The sequence below is a fragment of the uncultured Shewanella sp. genome, from assembly GCF_947497935.1.
In the GTDB taxonomy this organism is placed as follows: domain Bacteria; phylum Pseudomonadota; class Gammaproteobacteria; order Enterobacterales; family Shewanellaceae; genus Shewanella.
Window position 1 is genome coordinate 23950 of sequence record NZ_CANMIO010000010.1, and the last position, 17456, is coordinate 41405.

Genomic DNA, 17456 nt, shown 5'->3' on the forward strand with positions numbered 1-17456 from the left:
AACGCAGGCTCTTAAGCTTTTGCTTTTATAGCAGGGCGAAGCCCGTTCTAGCAGCGTAGCGTTCTAGCCGTGAGCTTGCGAACGTTCTAGCAAGCCAACGGCGTTCTAAGACCGCTTTGCGGTCTAAAGATTAGCGACTGTGGCGAATGCGACTGCAGTGTTGTAGATGATGCTTGTGACTTGGGTCCAAAGAGTTAGGTTGTCTTTGTACTCTGTATCTAATGGTACGATGATAGTGTCACCTGGTTGTAGGCTGCTTTCACTGCTAAACCACATTGAGCGGCTTGGCATCATCACAGAACCGTCAGCCTTGATAACATAGGTTCTATCACTATCTGCACGCTCTCTTGCACCACCAGACATAGCTAAGTATTGGTCGAGTGTTTGACCTTCTTTAAATCTGTGAGTTGCTGCATGCTGTACTTCACCCATAACTGCAATCGTCTGCTTGGTTGATGGAATATAAAGTACATCTTGGTCTTCTAATTGAAGGTCGGCCTGTTCAATACCTACTGATATTGCAGAAAGATCCACGACCAAACGGCCAACTGCTTTGATGGTTTCCAAATCAGTTAACATCATTTGTGCATCAGAGTAATTAACTACATTACCGTCTTTCGATACTCCACGAGTTGCAATATCCCTGCGTAGTTGGTCCGCAAGCTTTTTGATTTCTAACTGCTCTTGCTGGCGCACTGATTCACGCACAAATACTGAAGAAGGTAGATATGCATATTCGGTAAAACCACCGGCACGCTTTAATACATCAGCAAGGGTTTCACCGCGGCGGATGTTGTAGGTACCAGGGAATTTAACCTCACCGCGGATCTCAACCGACTTATTATCTTGCCAATCGGGCGTTGTCATCACAGTTAAGATATCACGACCTTTTAGGGCGATATTTTGCGTTGCATCACCTTGAAGGGCGGATTCTAAAGCAATATTGGTATGCTTAATTGCTGAACCATCTGCTGTTGTATACGTACTTGTTAGTTCTGCTCGTAGTGTATATGCGCCCTCTTCAAGCCCACCAGCTGCCATAACAAGGTCTTTAATGCGTGCATTGACAGACAGCGGATAGATGCCAGGATTGTTCACTCGCCCGTTGATAGCAACAGCTTGGACGCCCTTACCTGCACGACCTTGGCTATTTAGCTTCATCACTACAGGATAAAGCAGTTCGCCGCGGTTCATTTCACCGCTGAGCTTTATTAAATCGCTGTCTTCAAAAAGGTTAACCAACATCTTGTTGACTTCACCTTTTATCGCCTTGGCTGTTGGGTCCTGTTCTTGAACTTGGCTATTAATGGCTACGCCACCAAGCTCAGAACGATCAGCAAATTTTTGTTGGTTTAATTGTGAGAAACCTGCGCTAAATAGGTCATTACCAATTAAAGAGTTACCAGCAAGTGATTGAACCTTTTTAACTCGTTCTTTTACCAGCTTGTTTAGCTCGTAACGGTTTTGTGTAAGATCGCTAAAGTTAAAGAAGATCACTTTATCGCGCGCTTGCAGCGGTAAGTCTTGTGAAGCGACTTTGCCATTAATGGCCTTCACTGGTGAGAATTGATAAACCTGAATATCACCTTGCTTATTGATTTCACGAACGATGATCGCGTATTCAAGATCGACTGATACGGATAGATCGCCCCAGATAGACGGTACCAGATCACTGATCTTTTGGCCTTGATACCACTGATATTTGCCTGGGCGTACTACTGCGCCAACAACGGTAATGGCATCTTCATATTGAGTGGTCGCACTTTTAACGCGGATAACGTCACCGGCAACCGCTTTAGTTGCTTTGCCTTTAGCTGATGTTAAATCGACATTTAAAATCGATTTTAGGCTGTTTGCATTGAAACGCTCAACGCTACTGCGTCTTGGATAAGCACCAGGTTTCAACCCTGCCGCCATCTCTATGACTTGTGCCATGGTTTCGTGCTTTTTAAGTTCATAGATAGCTGGGCGACGAACTTCGCCTGTTACACTAACTAAACCGCCAACAGAGGGGATAAATACCACATCGCCAGAGCGCAGGCTGATATCACCCGATGCATCGCCACGAAGCAGCAGGTCATATAGATCCATGCTACCGACTAACTTGCCGTTACGCTTTACTTGAATATTTCGTAGCGAGCCGATTTCATTAACACCCCCTGCCACAAACAATGCTTGAGTAATGGTTGAAAGGCTTGAAACCGTATAAGAGCCAGGCTTATATGCGTCACCCGCAACAAAAATACGGATTGAGCGTAACTCGCCCATGGTGATATTTGACTGAATACCAATCATCTGCTGATTAATACGCTCTGATAACGTTTCACGCAGTTCGCTAAAGGTTAACCCTGCGACTGAGATAGGACCAAGCTCAGGGAACTGAATAACCCCTTCACGATTAATAACAAGGTCATACTCTTTATTGTCTTTACCAAAGAGTTGCACTTTAATGTTGTCACCAGGGCCAACTAAATACTCACTCGGTACTGGTACATCTGAAACTGGCGCAAACGTTGTTGGCTCGCCCGCAAACAGGTCATAGCCAAAACGTTTTAGTTCGGCTTTTGCAGCGTCTTCTTCAAATTTCAGTTGCTCATCTGACTTATCTGTTAACGGCTTACCAAACTGGTCAACTTGAATTCGTTGGCCATTCTCATCGTACTGGGCACGGGGATTTACCAAATTTGGATTTTCAAGTTGTGCCTGAGAGCTATTGCTACCGCCCAGCATTGATGGGTCAATACCATACTGCTTTGCTAAGCGTTGCTGCTCAGATGCTGGAAGATTTTTAAATTGCTCTATCATTTGCGGAGAAGGCGTAATTGCACTCGCCTGCCCTGATAGCAATATCAGCGCTGACATACCAGCAATGATGAGGTTTTTAGTCTTGTTAAGCACCAGTGATCTCCGAGAGAGGTTAAAAAATAGTTTAAAAGCTGAGACGGTTGAAGCCGAAACAAGCAAAGATGGTTAAAGCTAAGACGATGTAAGGCACAGACGAACGGCCTACGGCCTTACAGTAAAAGCAAAGACGATCCTAGGTTCGAGGTCCTAGGAAAAGCAAAATCTTAAAACTAAGACGAACGGCCTGCGGCTTTACGGTTAAACAAGAAGGTCTAGGACCTAGTAGCGAAGCGACCTAGAAGTGAGCTTGCGAACGCCCTAGTATCTAGAAGCGCAGCGCCCTTTTTCAATTTTCAGACACGCTACCGCCCATGGATTGCGGCTTCCAAAGTGCCCATCCGCTTAGCGGATATGTCTGATTTTATGTCGTTTTACAAATTGACTTAAGGTAAGTTCAGCTCGTGCGCCTAACTTAAATCAACTCTTTGCTCTGCTTGCTTCTTCTAGCTTATTCCTGCTAATCACCGGCTTTACTTTTGGCTTTGGCGATTTGCAGATTAAGCCGTTTATGTACTAGGCTTCTTATTCTGCCTATTCCATACTTACTTTGTCAGTCTCTACCTCTAAACCGCTGGAGGAAGCACTTTCGGTGCGATACTTACAGGTCAAATTCAACCTTAATAGCTTTGGTACTTACTTTAAAAAATAGAAGCCAACCAAAAGCGCTAAACCATAAAGATTCGAGCAGCGCGAAATTATACACTAACAACTGCACTTGAGCAGTAACTCTAACCTTTAGCAAGTTTCGGTTGCCGATTCTTTATGCAGTTGTAAATTTTGCCAGCCAAGCTTCAACAACTTACGACCTAAACCGATTAATATCTGAGCCTGTTGTTAGTCTTTCCCAGCCACCTTACGCTGTTACAGCATTTCCTTTGTTGCCTTTTATGACTCTTCATTATTCGCTGAACCTAAAAGCTGAATTAAATCGAGTAAAACAATCCGATAAAAACCAACATTATCAGTCAAATTAGCATCAGAAAACATTGACGATCACAATCGTGCTATGGCAAATGTCTTACAAAAGAAATGGCAAGATTCGTACTTTGAATTCGTTAAGCAAAAACCGGATAACCAATGTTTCTATTTAGCTGGTTTTATCGACTCTTTATTTACCACAACTCGTTGCTGCTTACCCATTAGGTCAAACAGAACAAAGCAACGCTTCTCACCATTAGTTTCATCGAAGATCCCTTCGAGCTCTGCAAATGGCCCTTCGGTAAAGCACACTTTATCCCCTCGCTCCATCTCTGGCTCGGGTGTTGGTGCAGCCTCTTGGGAAGACACTTCTGAAATCAACTTATGTTCACGCAGTTTAATGGCATGAATAATACTGTCATCAATAGGCGTCATGAGTTCTTTACAGCCAACGATTCTGATCACACCTCGGGTGTTATGGATCTTAGAAACGCTAGTCACTTCGGGATCAAAGTTAACAAACAAGTAACTAGGGAACAGTAAAACTCTTTTTACTGTGACTTGTCCTTTTACTAACTTTTCTTCTGGGTAGGTAGGCAGATAGGTATCAATCTGCTGAAGAGCCAGGTTTTGCTGAGCTCGGGCCTCGCCACGAGACTTGCAATACAATAAATACCAAGCCTTCATTTCATTCTCTCTTCTTTAATTCAACAACTGCTTTCACAAGCGGTGACTTCCCATTCACGGCACGAATACTAGCAAATTTGTTGCCTAAATTGGAAGTAGTGACAGACCAAAGCAGAGACTCTAGGTCTCATTTTCAAACTCGCACATCATAGCCAACTCTTGAGTGGTCATTATGTCGTCAGTTACTTTTTCAAAATTGACTTTAGTCGCTCATAAAGGGTATATAAGGTAGGCTTTATCGCATTTGGCGCTATTTTTAGCGCCAAATGATAAAAACTAGAATACAAGCCCACAACAAAACAGCCAGTTGCACTACAAATACACTTAAGCGTTAACACTCTTAACTGAATGTATGCATTGAAAGCTGGGATAACTTAAGTAAATCATATTTCTGTGGTGATAATTGAACTGCAGGCAATCACAAGTGAAGGTGGAAGAATACATGAGCGTAGCAAAACCCCAGGGGACGATGCTCGGGCATCCTAAGGGACTGTTCCTGTTGTTTACAACAGAGCTATGGGAACGTTTCAGTTATTACGCAATGCGTGCGATTTTGGTTTTATACCTAGTAGATGCAGTGCAATCTCAAGGTGGTCACGGCATGGGCTGGACCCAAGCTGACGCACTTTCTCTTTACGGAACATTTACCGGTTTAGTTTATCTGACACCACTTATCGGTGGCTGGTTAGCGGATACTTACCTAGGCCAACGTAGAGCTATTATTATTGGTGGCGCATTGATGGCCGCTGGTCAATTTATTCTAGGTACGCCTCATGCTTGGGTGCAAGGCATGGAAACCGAAGTGTTTTATATCGGTTTGGGTGTATTGATCCTTGGTAACGGCTTATTTAAGCCAAACATCTCTACTATGGTTGGTGACTTATATGAAGAGGGCGATCACCGCCGTGATGGTGCGTTTACTATCTTCTATATGGGTATCAACGTTGGTGCTTTCTTATCAGGTATTATCGTAGGTGCTGTTGTAGCCTATTACGATGGTAACTTCCAAGCAGGCTTTATCTGTGCCGGTATTGGTATGATTTTGTCGCTAATCATCCAATTCATGTTTGCTCAAAAGCTACTTGGTGATATTGGTCGTGTACCTGCTGCACAGCTTGAAAAAGAAAAGGCAGCTGCGGCTGGCCAGGTTCGTAAAGAGCCTCTTACTAAGATTGAACGTGACCGTATTAAAGTTATTATGATCATGGGTCTATTCACTATCATCTTCTGGGCTGGTTTTGAGCAGGCAGGTGGTTTAATGAATATTTTCACCAACGATTTTACTGACCGTATGATTGGCGGCTGGGAAGTACCAACGACTTGGTTCCAGTCATTAAACGCTATGTTTATCGTTATCTTTGCGCCTGTTATTGCCTCTATTTGGATCCGCTTAGGTAAAAATGAGCCGAACTCACCGGTTAAATTTGCACTTGGTCTTATACTTCTTGGTATTGGTTTCCTATTCATGATCGGTGCTGTTTTAGAGATGGGCGGTGACGCTAACGCTAAATCAAGCATGTGGTGGTTAGTCGGTGCATACTTCTTCCATACCATGGGCGAACTATGTTTATCACCAATCGGTCTATCTATGGTGACTAAACTAGCTCCACTGCGTATCGCATCATTAATGATGGGTGCATGGTTCTTGTTTATCGCTGCAGCAAACAAGATTGGTGGCATCGTAGGTTCGTTAATTGGTCACGGTGGTGGTAAAGAAGAGCAGCTTGCTAATGCAATGTCTATCTTCGCAGGTATTGCTATCACAGCTGCGGTTTCAGGCATTATCCTTTACTTCATGGCTGATAAACTTGTTGATTGGATGCACGGCGCTGAAGATGGCCCGCATACTGAAGAGCAAGCTTTAGAAGAAGAAATTGCTGTTACAGCAGAGCATGAAGCTATTAGAAGATAGGAAATCCGGTTTCAGCTAAGACGGTTAATGCTGAGACGGAAAAGCCGAATGAGCAAAGACGGTCCAAGGTAAGGCTAAGTACCGGAAAAGCTTAAAGCATGAAAAAGCCAGAAGATAACTCTTCTGGCTTTTTTACTTTTAAGGGCCAATTAGAACTAAGGCGGTGAAAGACGGTTAGAGCTGACACGGGAATGCCGAATGAGCTAAGACTAAAAACCGGAAAAGCTTGAGACATTACAACTTAGAAAATCTTAATCAGCCTGCTCCTAATTTTTTGTTTAAGCTGGCAATAAAACTCACTCGTAGAACGGTATTTATACCGACAACTCTTACTCATCAGTGTCAAACTTGATGGGCTAAAGCCCAACCTATTGTCAATTTTTTATCTTTACTTTTCCATAAGTGATGCGTTCCGTGAGAGAGTCTGTGAACGTTCCGTAAGGCCGCAGGCCACTCGTCTTAGCTTGACCGTCTCAACTCAGTAAACTCTTCTTTTTTCTAATCAGTGCAGCAATCATCATTGTAATACTTTCTGTTTCTTTGATTAATAGATTGCCTACACTTGGTTCTATATAACCTATTCGAATGCCGATGGTTATTTGAGTTATCACTTCAGCAGCAGAGCTCTTTGATATAAATAAGAAGCGAATTTGTTCTTTTACCGATTCTCGCTCAATTCCCTCTGCAATATTTGAGGGGATGGATAGCCCTGCCCTAGAGATCTGGTCACGGAATCCATAATCACTAACATCTTTCGTTAACTCATAGATACGACAACTCAAGTCACACCCACGCCGCCATATTTCCAATTTTTTAAAAGTCGCCATATTCATCCTTGAATAATCAATTTTAGCTTACTCGTAAGGCGGTATTTATGCCGACAAATCTTACTTATCACTAGCAAGTTTGATGGGCTAAAGACCAACCTACAGTCAACTGTGTATCTTTGCTTTTCCGTAAACGAAGCGTTCTGTGAGTGAGCTTGCGAACGTTCCGTAAGGCCACAGGCCGCTCGTCTTTGCTTGTACCATCTCAGCTTAAAGAAAGCTGTATATATCCGCCGGGCTGGGTTGTAGGCTGATGAATTAACCCATGAAATTGATTATCTAACAGCAGTTGTTTGTGTTCGCTCACTAATGTTGAAATACACAGCTTTTCTCCAAAGAGTAAGGTTCTAAATTGAGTGCTGGGCTTGCTCCAATTTGTCATGCCAAGCTGCAATGAATCGGCTAGTGCTATAGGAGAAAGCCCTTCGCTGTTCTTTAAATAACAGCGAAATTCATTTCCAGCTGTCGCTAATGCCGCTCGGTAATTCGTTAAATCGACAACGATATAGGCCATATCAACGACAATACCCAGTCCTGACTTCGTCATTCGATCATTAAGATAAACCAACATATTAAAAGGTTCGGTAATGATCTGCGACACGCCATTCCTGAAGAGCTTAAGCTTATGGTTAACGAAACTCTTTAATAGAACTGAAGCAAACGCTGCTCGGTTATCATGGGGATGAAAATGTGCCATGTACATCATCACATGTTTTTCATCTATCATGGCAGTATCGATAAAGTGTGCACTCACTTCATCAGTGTTAAATAGGCTGTAATCGATCACTACGCCGCTATATTCAACACGGCTTGGGGGAAACAGCTGCTGCTGAACACTCTTAGCCGCTTCGCTGTTTTGCTCTAAAAGAGCTAAGTTTTCATTGAGTTCTAAATAGGACAAAGACTCTTGTTCATCAAGATTTAATGACTCTTCTAGCGAGCCATTCAAACATTCACGAATTGAGTTTTCAATTAGATTCAGATCTGATATCGGTTTGACAAGGTAATCACTGGCACCTCGTCTTAAAGCTTCAATGACATCAGACATAGCCTGGTTACCAGAGATAATAATTGATGGTGTACTGGGGCAATGTTGATTCATAGCCTTAAGCATGTCTAAGCCACCCAGTTTTGGCATGCTTAAGTCTGCAATAACAATATCAAACTTCTGTGATTTAAAACGAGTGAGCCCTTGCTCACCATTCTCAGCTTCTGTTACGTCTGCACCGCGGCTTTCTAGATAAGATGAGACAAGTTTACGAAAGACAGGATCGTCTTCCACAAAAAGTATTGTTAGCTCTTTTAGCGCCATAAGCTGCCCTTTGACAACAGCGAAAACCGACGTCCATGTGCCTTGTTTACGCTTTAAGCGGAGCTGTTATTCTTATTTGCCCACTTATCTAATACTATTCTAATTCCTGCATGTACTCGTCAAGTAACTCATCGTCGTCACTTTGAGGAATATCACCGTCATATACCTTGTAGTCCATGTGCTGAAAGTATGCATCTTTCACGAAAGTATATGGGTCAAGCGCATTATCAACCAATCGTTCCTGATCGATTGCGGACGCTCGCGTATGCAAGTTTTTAAGACCCCATTTTAAGACTGACTGCCAGAATGTCAGCTCAGATAGTGGGAAGTATAGATCATCAACCCAGTCTGACGCGAGTTCACGAGTAACATAAGGGCCGAAGAAGGGGGCCATAAAATACGGGCCATTTGGCACACCATAATAACCAAGCACTTCATTGAAGGCATCTTGCTTACGAGTCATCCCCATCATCTCGGCAACATCAATCACTCCCAACAAGCCTAAGGTGGTATTGACCGTAAATCTGCCGCCCGCATTCGCGGCCCAGCCCCAATTGCCTTGTAATGTATTATTAACTAAAGTTGAAGGCTCTTCGAGGTTGAGTACAAAGTTATTAATGCCACTTTTTACTGGGTGAGGAATGTAATCATTATAGCCATGGGCAACTGGACGATAAAAATATCTGTCCATAAACAGATAGTTAAAGTCCCACATCGCTCGGTTAAAGCCTTCTATCGGATCTCGTGGATCGTTATAGGTTACCGTTATTTGTTGCTCACCATCCGTAGTCGTATCTTCTGCAGCTTCAATTGAAGGCATTCCAAATATCGCCAGAGAAAGCACAATCCATTTAAACTTCATAATTGTCTCTTTGAAAAGGAGTTCGTCTTACTAGTCGTGCCTGTCCATTTCGACTCATCGACTAAATTCCACAGTATAAATATTCACTCATGGATCTCAACGACTTAATTGCTAATAGTCTGTTTCAATTATATAAAAAGTGTAGATCTAACACCTTGTTCCCATACTCAGCTCTATAGGTATAACATAAAACAAAATTCTAACTAAAGTCGTACTGGTCTATGTCGATACAATGAATAAGACCACACTAAACCAAAATCGTATCTAGGCAGTCGAAAATCTCTGTTAATGCCTTTAAGGTGGCTAAGGATACTAAGTAAGGCAACAAGGTCAAACAAAAAATTGTGAACAAACATAACAAGACAGTTGTTTTAACTAATGTAAAAATATTAAGAGCCCATTTTGGATACTTTAACCAATATCACCACTACGTCCAATCAATTAACAAACGGGTCTTTTACTAACGAAAAGGCTGTTAGCTCCCTAGTGCCAGTCAATTTACAGATGTCAAAATCAGGATTAAGCGTAAACCTTTCTGGGCAAGTATATACGTTAAAAACTCCCCCTCAGTTATCTCTTCAGTCACTCAAACAGGCTCAGCACTTTGTTTTAAATATAGTGCAAATTAACGGCGCTATAACGCAAAGCACTCTATTGGCCTTAGGTCAGGCACATAGTATCCCCTTACCTCAAGCCTTATTATCTGCAGTGAGCCATAACAAGCTTCAAGAAAGAAAATTACATCAACTTGCAAATCGTAGTAGTGGCTATCCGTTACCAACGGCTAAGATTAAGCATGAAGAGCTGGTTTTTAACACAGGATTCAGTATTAAACTCGAGATACTGCACCTAATAAAACAAGGCGAGTATTCAGCATCGATTAAAAGCAAAAACAATCAACTTTTTCTTGAGCTCAACCCCATTCAATTAAAAGCTGAAGTCAATTTGATTTCGGCACTAGGCACTAACAAGCCACTGGCCGATAAAGTGAATAGTGAGGCTTCAGAAGCCTCAAGCCAGAAGTTAACTCAAAAGACAGACGTTAACTTCCAATATAGGCAACTATTCAAATCATTAGAAAGTATTACTACTGAAAACTTATCTCTTAAAAAAGAAGAGCTTAATCATAACGACTGCGAAGAAGACGCCGCTCCTCTTCGTCCAGTAACACCTAGCCATCTATTAGCTGGAGCACTGGAAAAAGCTGGCGGATTACCTAGAAGTGCTTCTGCTATGCCACAGGCTAAAGAGACTCTTGCAACTGCATTGCTAAGATTTCTTCCTATGTTAAGCCCTGAGACATTAATTGAACTAAGCCAACCACAACGGCTTAAGCAAACGATCATAGGAACACTCAGCCACAGCCCCTCACCTAATGACTGGCTCAGCACACCGCTCAATAACCATATCAATACCATAAGTCTATTGTTTCAGTTGTTGTTAGGTAGAGCATCAGCGTCACAAATAACCCCGGAACTAGCCCTTAAGCTATCGATGTTGCAAGAACACCTAGGGCTTCCAGAGCCACTAGTAAAGCTAGTTGAGTCTTCAGCTTGCCACAGTTCAATCTCTAAGCTGTTAAGTAATCTCAGCCTTTATCAGCATGCCTCAAGTAAAAACGACCAAATGATTAACTACTATTTTGCTGTTCCTTATTCAATCAATCATTATCAAGAACAATTAGAGGGGCATGTTCAAAAGGATAACTCGTCAAGTAGCGATAAAAACGATATTTGGAGATTACAATTAAAGTTCAATTTAGCTAGCGGCCCCCTACTCATTAATGCTCAAGTGCTTAAACAGGTAAAATCTCAGGCCAGCTCGTCGCTTAAGCTAAACTTTTTATCTCGTAATGAAACCGTCATCAGTAAAATTGACCTTCTTAAGCCCGCACTGGCTAAGAAGTTAGAGGATATAGGTTTTAGACAAGTAACGGTTAATACGAAAAAAGACAGTGTCCCTGCAACTATTTTGCCGGGAGAGCACTACTTGGTGAAGCTCAATGTATAGTCACTTACTCATTATGATAAATAGCAGAAATTGATCTTATCGCATGGATATTTTGACTATTGCCGAGATCTCGTGACACCAATGACATTAGTTGCAACCAGAGGAGAGAACCGATGACTGAGATAGAAAATCCTAGAAAGGCTGTTGCGCTCAGTTATCAGCGAGGCACCGCGCCAAAAGTCTCGGCTAAGGGGGAAGATAAACTCGCAGAGGAAATCATCGCCTTGGCACAGCAAGCCGGGATCGCGATACATCAAGATGAGTACTTATGTGATTTTTTACAGCGCTTAGAAGTTGGTGATGAGATCCCAAGCGAGCTGTACTTACTCATCGCTGAACTCATCGCTTTTGTGTATATCCTAGACGGTAAATTTCCTGAAAAGTGGAACAATATGCATCAGAAGATTATGGAAGAGGCGTAAGACTAAGAAGGACGCTGCGCTACTAGGTTAAAGCTAAGACCATACAAACTAAAGACGAACGGCCTACATTTAAAGAAGGTTCTAGGTTCTAGGAAAAGCAGGTTCTAGGTTAAAGCAAAGACGGATAAGCAGAACGGCCTGCGGCCTTACGGAACGCTTTGATTTATAAAAGGACGCAGTCCGCCCTAGCAGCGAAGCGTCCTCGAAGTGAGCTTGCGAATGCCCTAAAACCTCATAGTGAGCTTGCGAACGCCCTTCTACTTACCATGCAAGCGGATCAGTAATTCGGCTTCGGCCTTAGGTAACTCACACTCTTCAATAAGCTCCTCAACACCGGCGCCCAAGGCAACCATCTTCATTGCGCGAGAATATAGCCTAGCCTGTGGATCTTGCTGGCTGCTCTCTTCGAACTTAGCATCTTGTTGTGCAAGCTTTTTCTCTAACTCCAACATACGACGTCCGACACCAATAGTGCCACTTCTAAGCTCTTGTAGTTCACGCTTAACGGCTTCTCTTTGCTTATCGCCTTCTTTTACTAACACAGTCAACGCATCGACTTTCGCACGTAACTTGCCAGTTTGCTTTTGTAAGAACAGCACTAAGCCAAGGCATGCAACAATAAACAATAAAGCTATGGCGATTAAAATTTCTTCGGCAATCATGAGTGACTCTTTTTATAAAAATATCTAAGAAGGACGCTGCGCAGCTAGAGTGTGACTGCGTCACTTCGAGTGCGTCGCCTTGCGACTTCTAGATCCTAGGTTAAAGCTAAGACGACACAAACTAAAGACAATCCTAGGCCCTAGGTTCGAGGCCCTAGGAAAAGCAGGTTCTAGGTTCTAGGACCTAGAAGCGAAGCGTCCTAGCAGTGAGCCTGCGAACGCCCTAGCAGGACGAAGTCCGCCCTATAAGCGAACGCCCTAAGATCTTCTGTTAAATTAGATCTGCGTTAGTTCCATCCACTCTTCATCTGAAAGTAACTTATCTAAATCAACCAAAATCAATAATTCACCATCTCGATTACTAACACCTTGGATAAACTTGGCGCTCTCTTCAGTTCCCACGTTAGGTGCATTGTCAATTTCTGAACCACGCAGGTAAACAACTTCTGCCACACTATCGACTAGAATACCGATCACCTGCTTTTCAGCTTCAATAATCACAATACGTGTCGAGTCATTAACATCAGCTGAAGCTAAGCCAAAGCGTGAGCGAGTATCAATAACTGTCACTACGTTGCCACGTAAGTTAATAATACCTAAAACATAATGAGGCGCACCAGGTACTGGCGCTATCTCGGTATAACGTAGCACTTCTTGTACCTGCATGACGTTAATACCATATGTTTCGTTATCCAGCTTAAATGTTACCCACTGTAAAACTGCGTCTTCGGTTCCCGCTGCTACGGCTACACTGTTTGAACTTGTCATAATCGCCTCAATCAATAGCTCTGCAGCTATATTTCTAAACTATTTGTGAATACTGATACCAATAAAACTAATTATTTAACTAACCGTCTAACTGTATTTAATTGCATCTAACTCCTCCTAACTGTCTAAAATCAACGCCTATATGTCGCTTAGTAAGCAAGTTGCGTAAAATTTTACAATTAGAATAGGTAGTTAACCCAACATCATGTATAGACTATTTTTACCTGTTAATAAATAAACCTATTATCTATGATTGCTAGTAATGCTCATTAGCCATTGCATGGTGCAAAGCGTTACTTTTTCGCTTTCAACCCAATGACCTTAGAGCTTTGTTATATGTATCGGCAGCTAAATGGCACTCTTTAACCCAACACATCACATATCAAGACTCAGCTAACTAGCCACTGTTGGCAGACTATATTATTTCTCTACACTCGCGCTTATATGAGTGCTCCGGTATGAGCGCACTAGGTGAGCGCGTCTTGGCAACCTAAGCCCGAGCCTAACAATTGAACCAAGGCATCAACATTTAAAATGCCGCACATCTGCTCTTTTACCACCCCAGCTAGCCACGGGCGCTTGCCTGCTTGTCTGCGCCAATTAATTTCAGATTTTTTAATGGTTATCGTATCGACTAACGACTCACAGCCAAGGCCCCAGGCGCTATCTTTAAGTACGACAACGTATTGATAATTCACTTTCTGAGCTAACTGCTGATCATATTTCTCAGGCATCACCCAAGCGCAGGTATCGACAACATTAAGTTGTGCCTCGCGATGCTGCTGTACGCCCATATACCAATCAGGCCGTCCCATGAGTCGAGTGATCTTGTCTAAATTAACGATCCCGCCAAGACTAACTAAAGGCACTGCGAGTGTTAAACCTGCAACCTTGAAAAAAAGCACCTGAAACTCTTCATCGAGTTGTTCTAATAGCGTTTGAGTCGATACTAACGCCTCTTGTTTAGACTGTACGCCTGTTATCGATGCACTTGCTTGTAATGCTGAATCAACGTCTAAATCATCGAGAGGTGAATCTTCTAGCTGTGTAATTGTATCTTGCTGAACTTTTTCCTGAGCTTTTGCCTGAGTTTCTGGGTGTGTCAGAGCAGCCACTTTTACTGCAACGGGTTCGTTTACTTCGGCAGCCACTGGTTGTGCATGAGCAACGGCTATTTCTGAATTCGTAACCGTCTGTGCGACTTGCTGGCTTCCACTCTGTTTAGCCCGTGTAAATAGTAACTCCAGAGACTGACGACTAAAACTTGAGTCAACCTCTAACGTTTCAGATAAATGAGTGTCTTTTAACGACTCATTTTTCACTGATTCTGTTTCGGGCTCATTGAGCAACAACGAAAAATAATCACATACCGCATCATCAACTGATTTTGACATGGGATAAGTCCTTCGCGAGTAAATAATCTAGCAATCTATTGTAAGCCTTCACGCCACGGCTATTTGGGGCATAATGGGAAGCGGGTAAATGACTCAAGCTTGCATCTCTAAATTTGGTATCGACAGGGATCACGTCCTGCCACAGCTCATCAATGTAATCTTCATTCAGTTGCAACAAAGCGGCGGAGGCCGCGCGAGTGCGTTTATCAAACATGGTTGGCACTATGGTGTAACTGTATTTCATTTTTTTTGAGCGTCCCATCAACAGCATGGTTTTTACCATACGGTCTAAGCCTTTTATGGCCAGGAACTCGGTTTGAACGGGTACGATAATATGCTCACTTGCGGCTAATGCGTTCACCATCAACACACCGAGTACTGGAGGACAATCAATCAGCACGATATCGTACTGTCCCTCGATGAGTTTTAGGGCTCTTTTTAAGATAAGCCCCATCCCCTCTTCGTGACCAAGACTGCGATCTAATGTCGCCAAAGCCATGGTGGAGGGGATCAGATCTAACCCTTGCACATTCGTCGGTACAATATGGGTTTGAACCATCTCTCGGGTCAGATTCTTGTGAGATAAAAATAGATCGTAGAGAGAGCAAGGTAATTGCTCGCTGTCTATGCCTAAGTAATAACCAAGGGATGCATGAGGATCGGTATCAATCATTAATACTCGTTGGCCACGTTTTACAAACGCACCAGCAAGACTGGCAACAGTTGTTGTTTTACCCACTCCGCCTTTTTGGTTTGCTATGGTCCAGATCTTCAAGAAATACCCTTAGATTTATTAAGCTAATAAAATACGAATACACTCAACCAGCTATCAATTCAATGTTAAATCAGCGGTCTAGGCAGGGCTGAATGATATACCCGTTCACAATTGAGCTAGAAGCATAATTACTTTTCAGGCTCTCTAGTTGTTACCCTGATCCCACCATGAGGTAAACTGATAAGCTTTACCCCGTCTGCCGACTCGCTCAAAGTGACGGCTTGCTTAGCTACACGTTTGCCGCTAAAAGCTGTATCTTTCACTTGTGAAGGAGAATGACGTTCTTCAGTCTTATCCATTAACTCTGCAGCGATATACGGCTCCTGCAATAAAGCGACAGTTTGTTGCTGCTCAGTTTTCGCTGTCGCGCCATTTGAAGCCTGTTCATTGTCTTTCTCAGAAAGAGCTTTAACTTTTATAGCTTCTTGGCGACTGACACTTTCACTTTTCAGTTTTTCAACGATTAACTCACTCGGTTGAGAACTAGCCGACTGGCCTAATGATTGCAGCATCGCTCCTGGGCCGATAGGCAAAACGGTAGATTCACCTTGAGTAGCCTTATCGACAAAAGTGCTCACAAAATGCGGATTTTCAGCCATCCAAATCGCCATCACTTCCGCTTGTTCATCCGGTACCATGAGTAGTACTTGGCTGCTTTTAAGCTTTTGAACTTCGCTAGATAACAACTTATTTTTATGTTGCGATTCAAAATAGAGTGAGCCGAACGTAAAAGACGCAATACTTAGCAAAAAGAGTAACAGCAACGACAAGGTATTGATTTCGCCCCGTTGCAGAATGTCACTCTGTCTCATAACAGCCTTAGCCATTAATCGTCTCTTTTATAATAGATTCCGCCATATGTTCTAAGGCTATCGATTTCGTTGCAATCCCCGCAGACGCTACCGCTTGTGGCATACCGTAAACCACACAGCTGGCCTCATCTTGCGCCCAAATGGTCGCGCCAATACTCTTTAGCATTCTTGCACCTTCGCGGCCATCGGCTCCCATACCTGTGAGTACTACGGCTAACACATCTCCACCAATCACCTTCGAAGCCGAGGCAAAAGTAATATCGACGCAAGGCTTGTAGTTCATGTCAGCCTTACCAGCAATCACCTTAATTCTGCCATAGGCTCCGCCTCGCTCTAGCATCATCTGCATGCCTCCGGGGGCAAGGTATGCACAACCCGGTCTTAACTGATCTCCACTCACAGCCTCTTTTACTTCAATCTTGCACAAGCCATTCAGCCGTGTTGCAAACGTAGGCGTAAAGGCCGCAGGCATATGCTGAATAAGCAAAATAGGATGTGGGTAATTAGCGGGGAATTGAGTCAATACCTTTTGTAATGCCACAGGCCCACCTGTGGAGGTACCGATGAGTAATGCTTTGTATTTTTTTCCACTACTACGGGTCACAACACTGGAGCGACTCGCGGGTATATCGCTAGCGGCGAGCGAATGACCGCTTGTTGCGGGTGCATTAACGGCTGCTCGAGAGAAACTGGCGACAGGGCGAGCTCTGTCTGTAACAGCTTGAGATCTTTCATTAGCCGAAAGCGCTCTATCGTTACTCGACAATGTTCGAGCTATGGGTCTAAACAAGCGACGGCGACCTAATGCTCGAATACGTTGTTGTAACAGCGCTATGGCGTCGTCTTTATTACTCGCGATATCTTCAAAGCGTTTTGGTAAGAAATCTAAAGCCCCAGCATCCAACGCTTCTAGCGTCGCCTTAGCGCCATCGTGCGTCAATGATGAAAACATCAAGATTGGAATTGGCTTACTCGCCATGATCTCTTTAACCGCAGTGATCCCATCCATGACTGGCATTTCGATGTCCATGGTGATCACATTTGGATTCAGCTCAGCAGCCATCTTGACTGCCTCTGCACCATTACAGGCAGTTCCCACCACCTCAAGTTCAGAGTCTTGATTCACTATTTCACTAACACGTCGTCTAAAAAAACTCGAATCATCAACGACTAAAACTTTAATGCCCATTT

The 17456-nt window shown here is 43.2% G+C and carries 14 protein-coding genes; 3 read left to right on the forward strand and 11 right to left on the reverse strand.

Going from position 1 to position 17456, the window contains the following annotated elements; all coding sequences use genetic code 11:
- Positions 1–123: 123 nt before the first annotated feature.
- Together Q1A86_RS12785 and rfaH are read right to left on the reverse strand one after the other, a co-directional pair.
- Positions 124–2898: an SLBB domain-containing protein gene (locus tag Q1A86_RS12785; RefSeq protein ID WP_299807122.1), complete on the reverse strand. Its 2775-nt coding sequence runs from the start codon at positions 2896–2898 to the stop codon at positions 124–126.
- Positions 2899–3987: 1089 nt separating this feature from the next.
- Positions 3988–4509 (reverse strand): transcription/translation regulatory transformer protein RfaH, encoded by a 522-nt coding sequence (gene rfaH, locus Q1A86_RS12790; protein WP_299807124.1) that lies wholly within the window; start codon positions 4507–4509, stop codon positions 3988–3990.
- A gap of 442 nt (positions 4510–4951) precedes the next feature.
- Between rfaH and Q1A86_RS12795 the strand changes: the two genes are divergently transcribed.
- Entirely contained in the window at positions 4952–6421 is a 1470-nt protein-coding gene (locus Q1A86_RS12795; protein ID WP_299807126.1) for a peptide MFS transporter, read from the forward strand.
- A gap of 473 nt (positions 6422–6894) precedes the next feature.
- Here Q1A86_RS12795 and Q1A86_RS12800 read toward each other — a convergent pair whose 3' ends face one another.
- The 3 genes from Q1A86_RS12800 to Q1A86_RS12810 all read right to left on the reverse strand — a co-directional run bounded on the left by Q1A86_RS12800 (position 6895) and on the right by Q1A86_RS12810 (position 9422).
- Positions 6895–7248, reverse strand: coding sequence for a four helix bundle protein (locus tag Q1A86_RS12800; protein ID WP_299807128.1), 354 nt, complete (start codon positions 7246–7248; stop codon positions 6895–6897).
- Between the two features lie 205 nt (positions 7249–7453).
- Entirely contained in the window at positions 7454–8560 is a 1107-nt protein-coding gene (locus tag Q1A86_RS12805) for a response regulator (protein ID WP_299807130.1), read from the reverse strand.
- 94 nt (positions 8561–8654) lie between these two features.
- The gene (locus tag Q1A86_RS12810; RefSeq protein ID WP_299807132.1) at positions 8655–9422 is read right to left on the reverse strand and encodes a VacJ family lipoprotein; all 768 of its coding nucleotides are present in this window, start codon (positions 9420–9422) and stop codon (positions 8655–8657) included.
- Between the two features lie 402 nt (positions 9423–9824).
- Here Q1A86_RS12810 and Q1A86_RS12815 point away from each other — a divergent pair, with 402 nt between their 5' ends.
- Both Q1A86_RS12815 and Q1A86_RS12820 read left to right on the forward strand, forming a co-directional pair.
- A complete protein-coding gene (locus Q1A86_RS12815) occupies positions 9825–11432 on the forward strand; it encodes a hypothetical protein (RefSeq protein WP_299807134.1) in 1608 nt (535 codons plus the stop codon).
- Positions 11433–11545: 113 nt separating this feature from the next.
- The gene (locus Q1A86_RS12820) at positions 11546–11854 is read left to right on the forward strand and encodes an EscU/YscU/HrcU family type III secretion system export apparatus switch protein (protein ID WP_299807136.1); all 309 of its coding nucleotides are present in this window, start codon (positions 11546–11548) and stop codon (positions 11852–11854) included.
- A 257-nt stretch (positions 11855–12111) separates the two neighbouring features.
- On the opposite strand, the gene Q1A86_RS12825 is transcribed toward Q1A86_RS12820, so the two are convergent.
- From Q1A86_RS12825 to Q1A86_RS12850, 6 genes are all read right to left on the reverse strand, one after another.
- Positions 12112–12516 carry a DUF2802 domain-containing protein gene (locus Q1A86_RS12825; RefSeq protein WP_299807138.1) on the reverse strand — a complete coding sequence of 135 codons (405 nt, stop codon included), beginning with the start codon at positions 12514–12516 and terminating at the stop codon, positions 12112–12114.
- 276 nt (positions 12517–12792) lie between these two features.
- Positions 12793–13284 (reverse strand): chemotaxis protein CheW, encoded by a 492-nt coding sequence (locus Q1A86_RS12830; RefSeq protein WP_299807140.1) that lies wholly within the window; start codon positions 13282–13284, stop codon positions 12793–12795.
- A gap of 467 nt (positions 13285–13751) precedes the next feature.
- On the reverse strand, positions 13752–14678 hold the full coding sequence (locus tag Q1A86_RS12835) for a chemotaxis protein CheW (protein WP_299807142.1): 927 nt from the start codon (positions 14676–14678) through the stop codon (positions 13752–13754).
- The gene (locus Q1A86_RS12840; protein WP_299807144.1) at positions 14662–15453 is read right to left on the reverse strand and encodes a ParA family protein; all 792 of its coding nucleotides are present in this window, start codon (positions 15451–15453) and stop codon (positions 14662–14664) included. The genes Q1A86_RS12835 and Q1A86_RS12840 overlap by 17 nt, the downstream gene beginning before the upstream one ends.
- A 128-nt stretch (positions 15454–15581) precedes the next feature.
- A complete protein-coding gene (locus tag Q1A86_RS12845; RefSeq protein ID WP_299807146.1) occupies positions 15582–16280 on the reverse strand; it encodes a hypothetical protein in 699 nt (232 codons plus the stop codon).
- Positions 16273–17454 carry a chemotaxis response regulator protein-glutamate methylesterase gene (locus Q1A86_RS12850; protein WP_299807148.1) on the reverse strand — a complete coding sequence of 394 codons (1182 nt, stop codon included), beginning with the start codon at positions 17452–17454 and terminating at the stop codon, positions 16273–16275. Before Q1A86_RS12850 ends, Q1A86_RS12845 begins: the two co-directional genes overlap by 8 nt.
- Positions 17455–17456 lie beyond the last annotated feature (2 nt).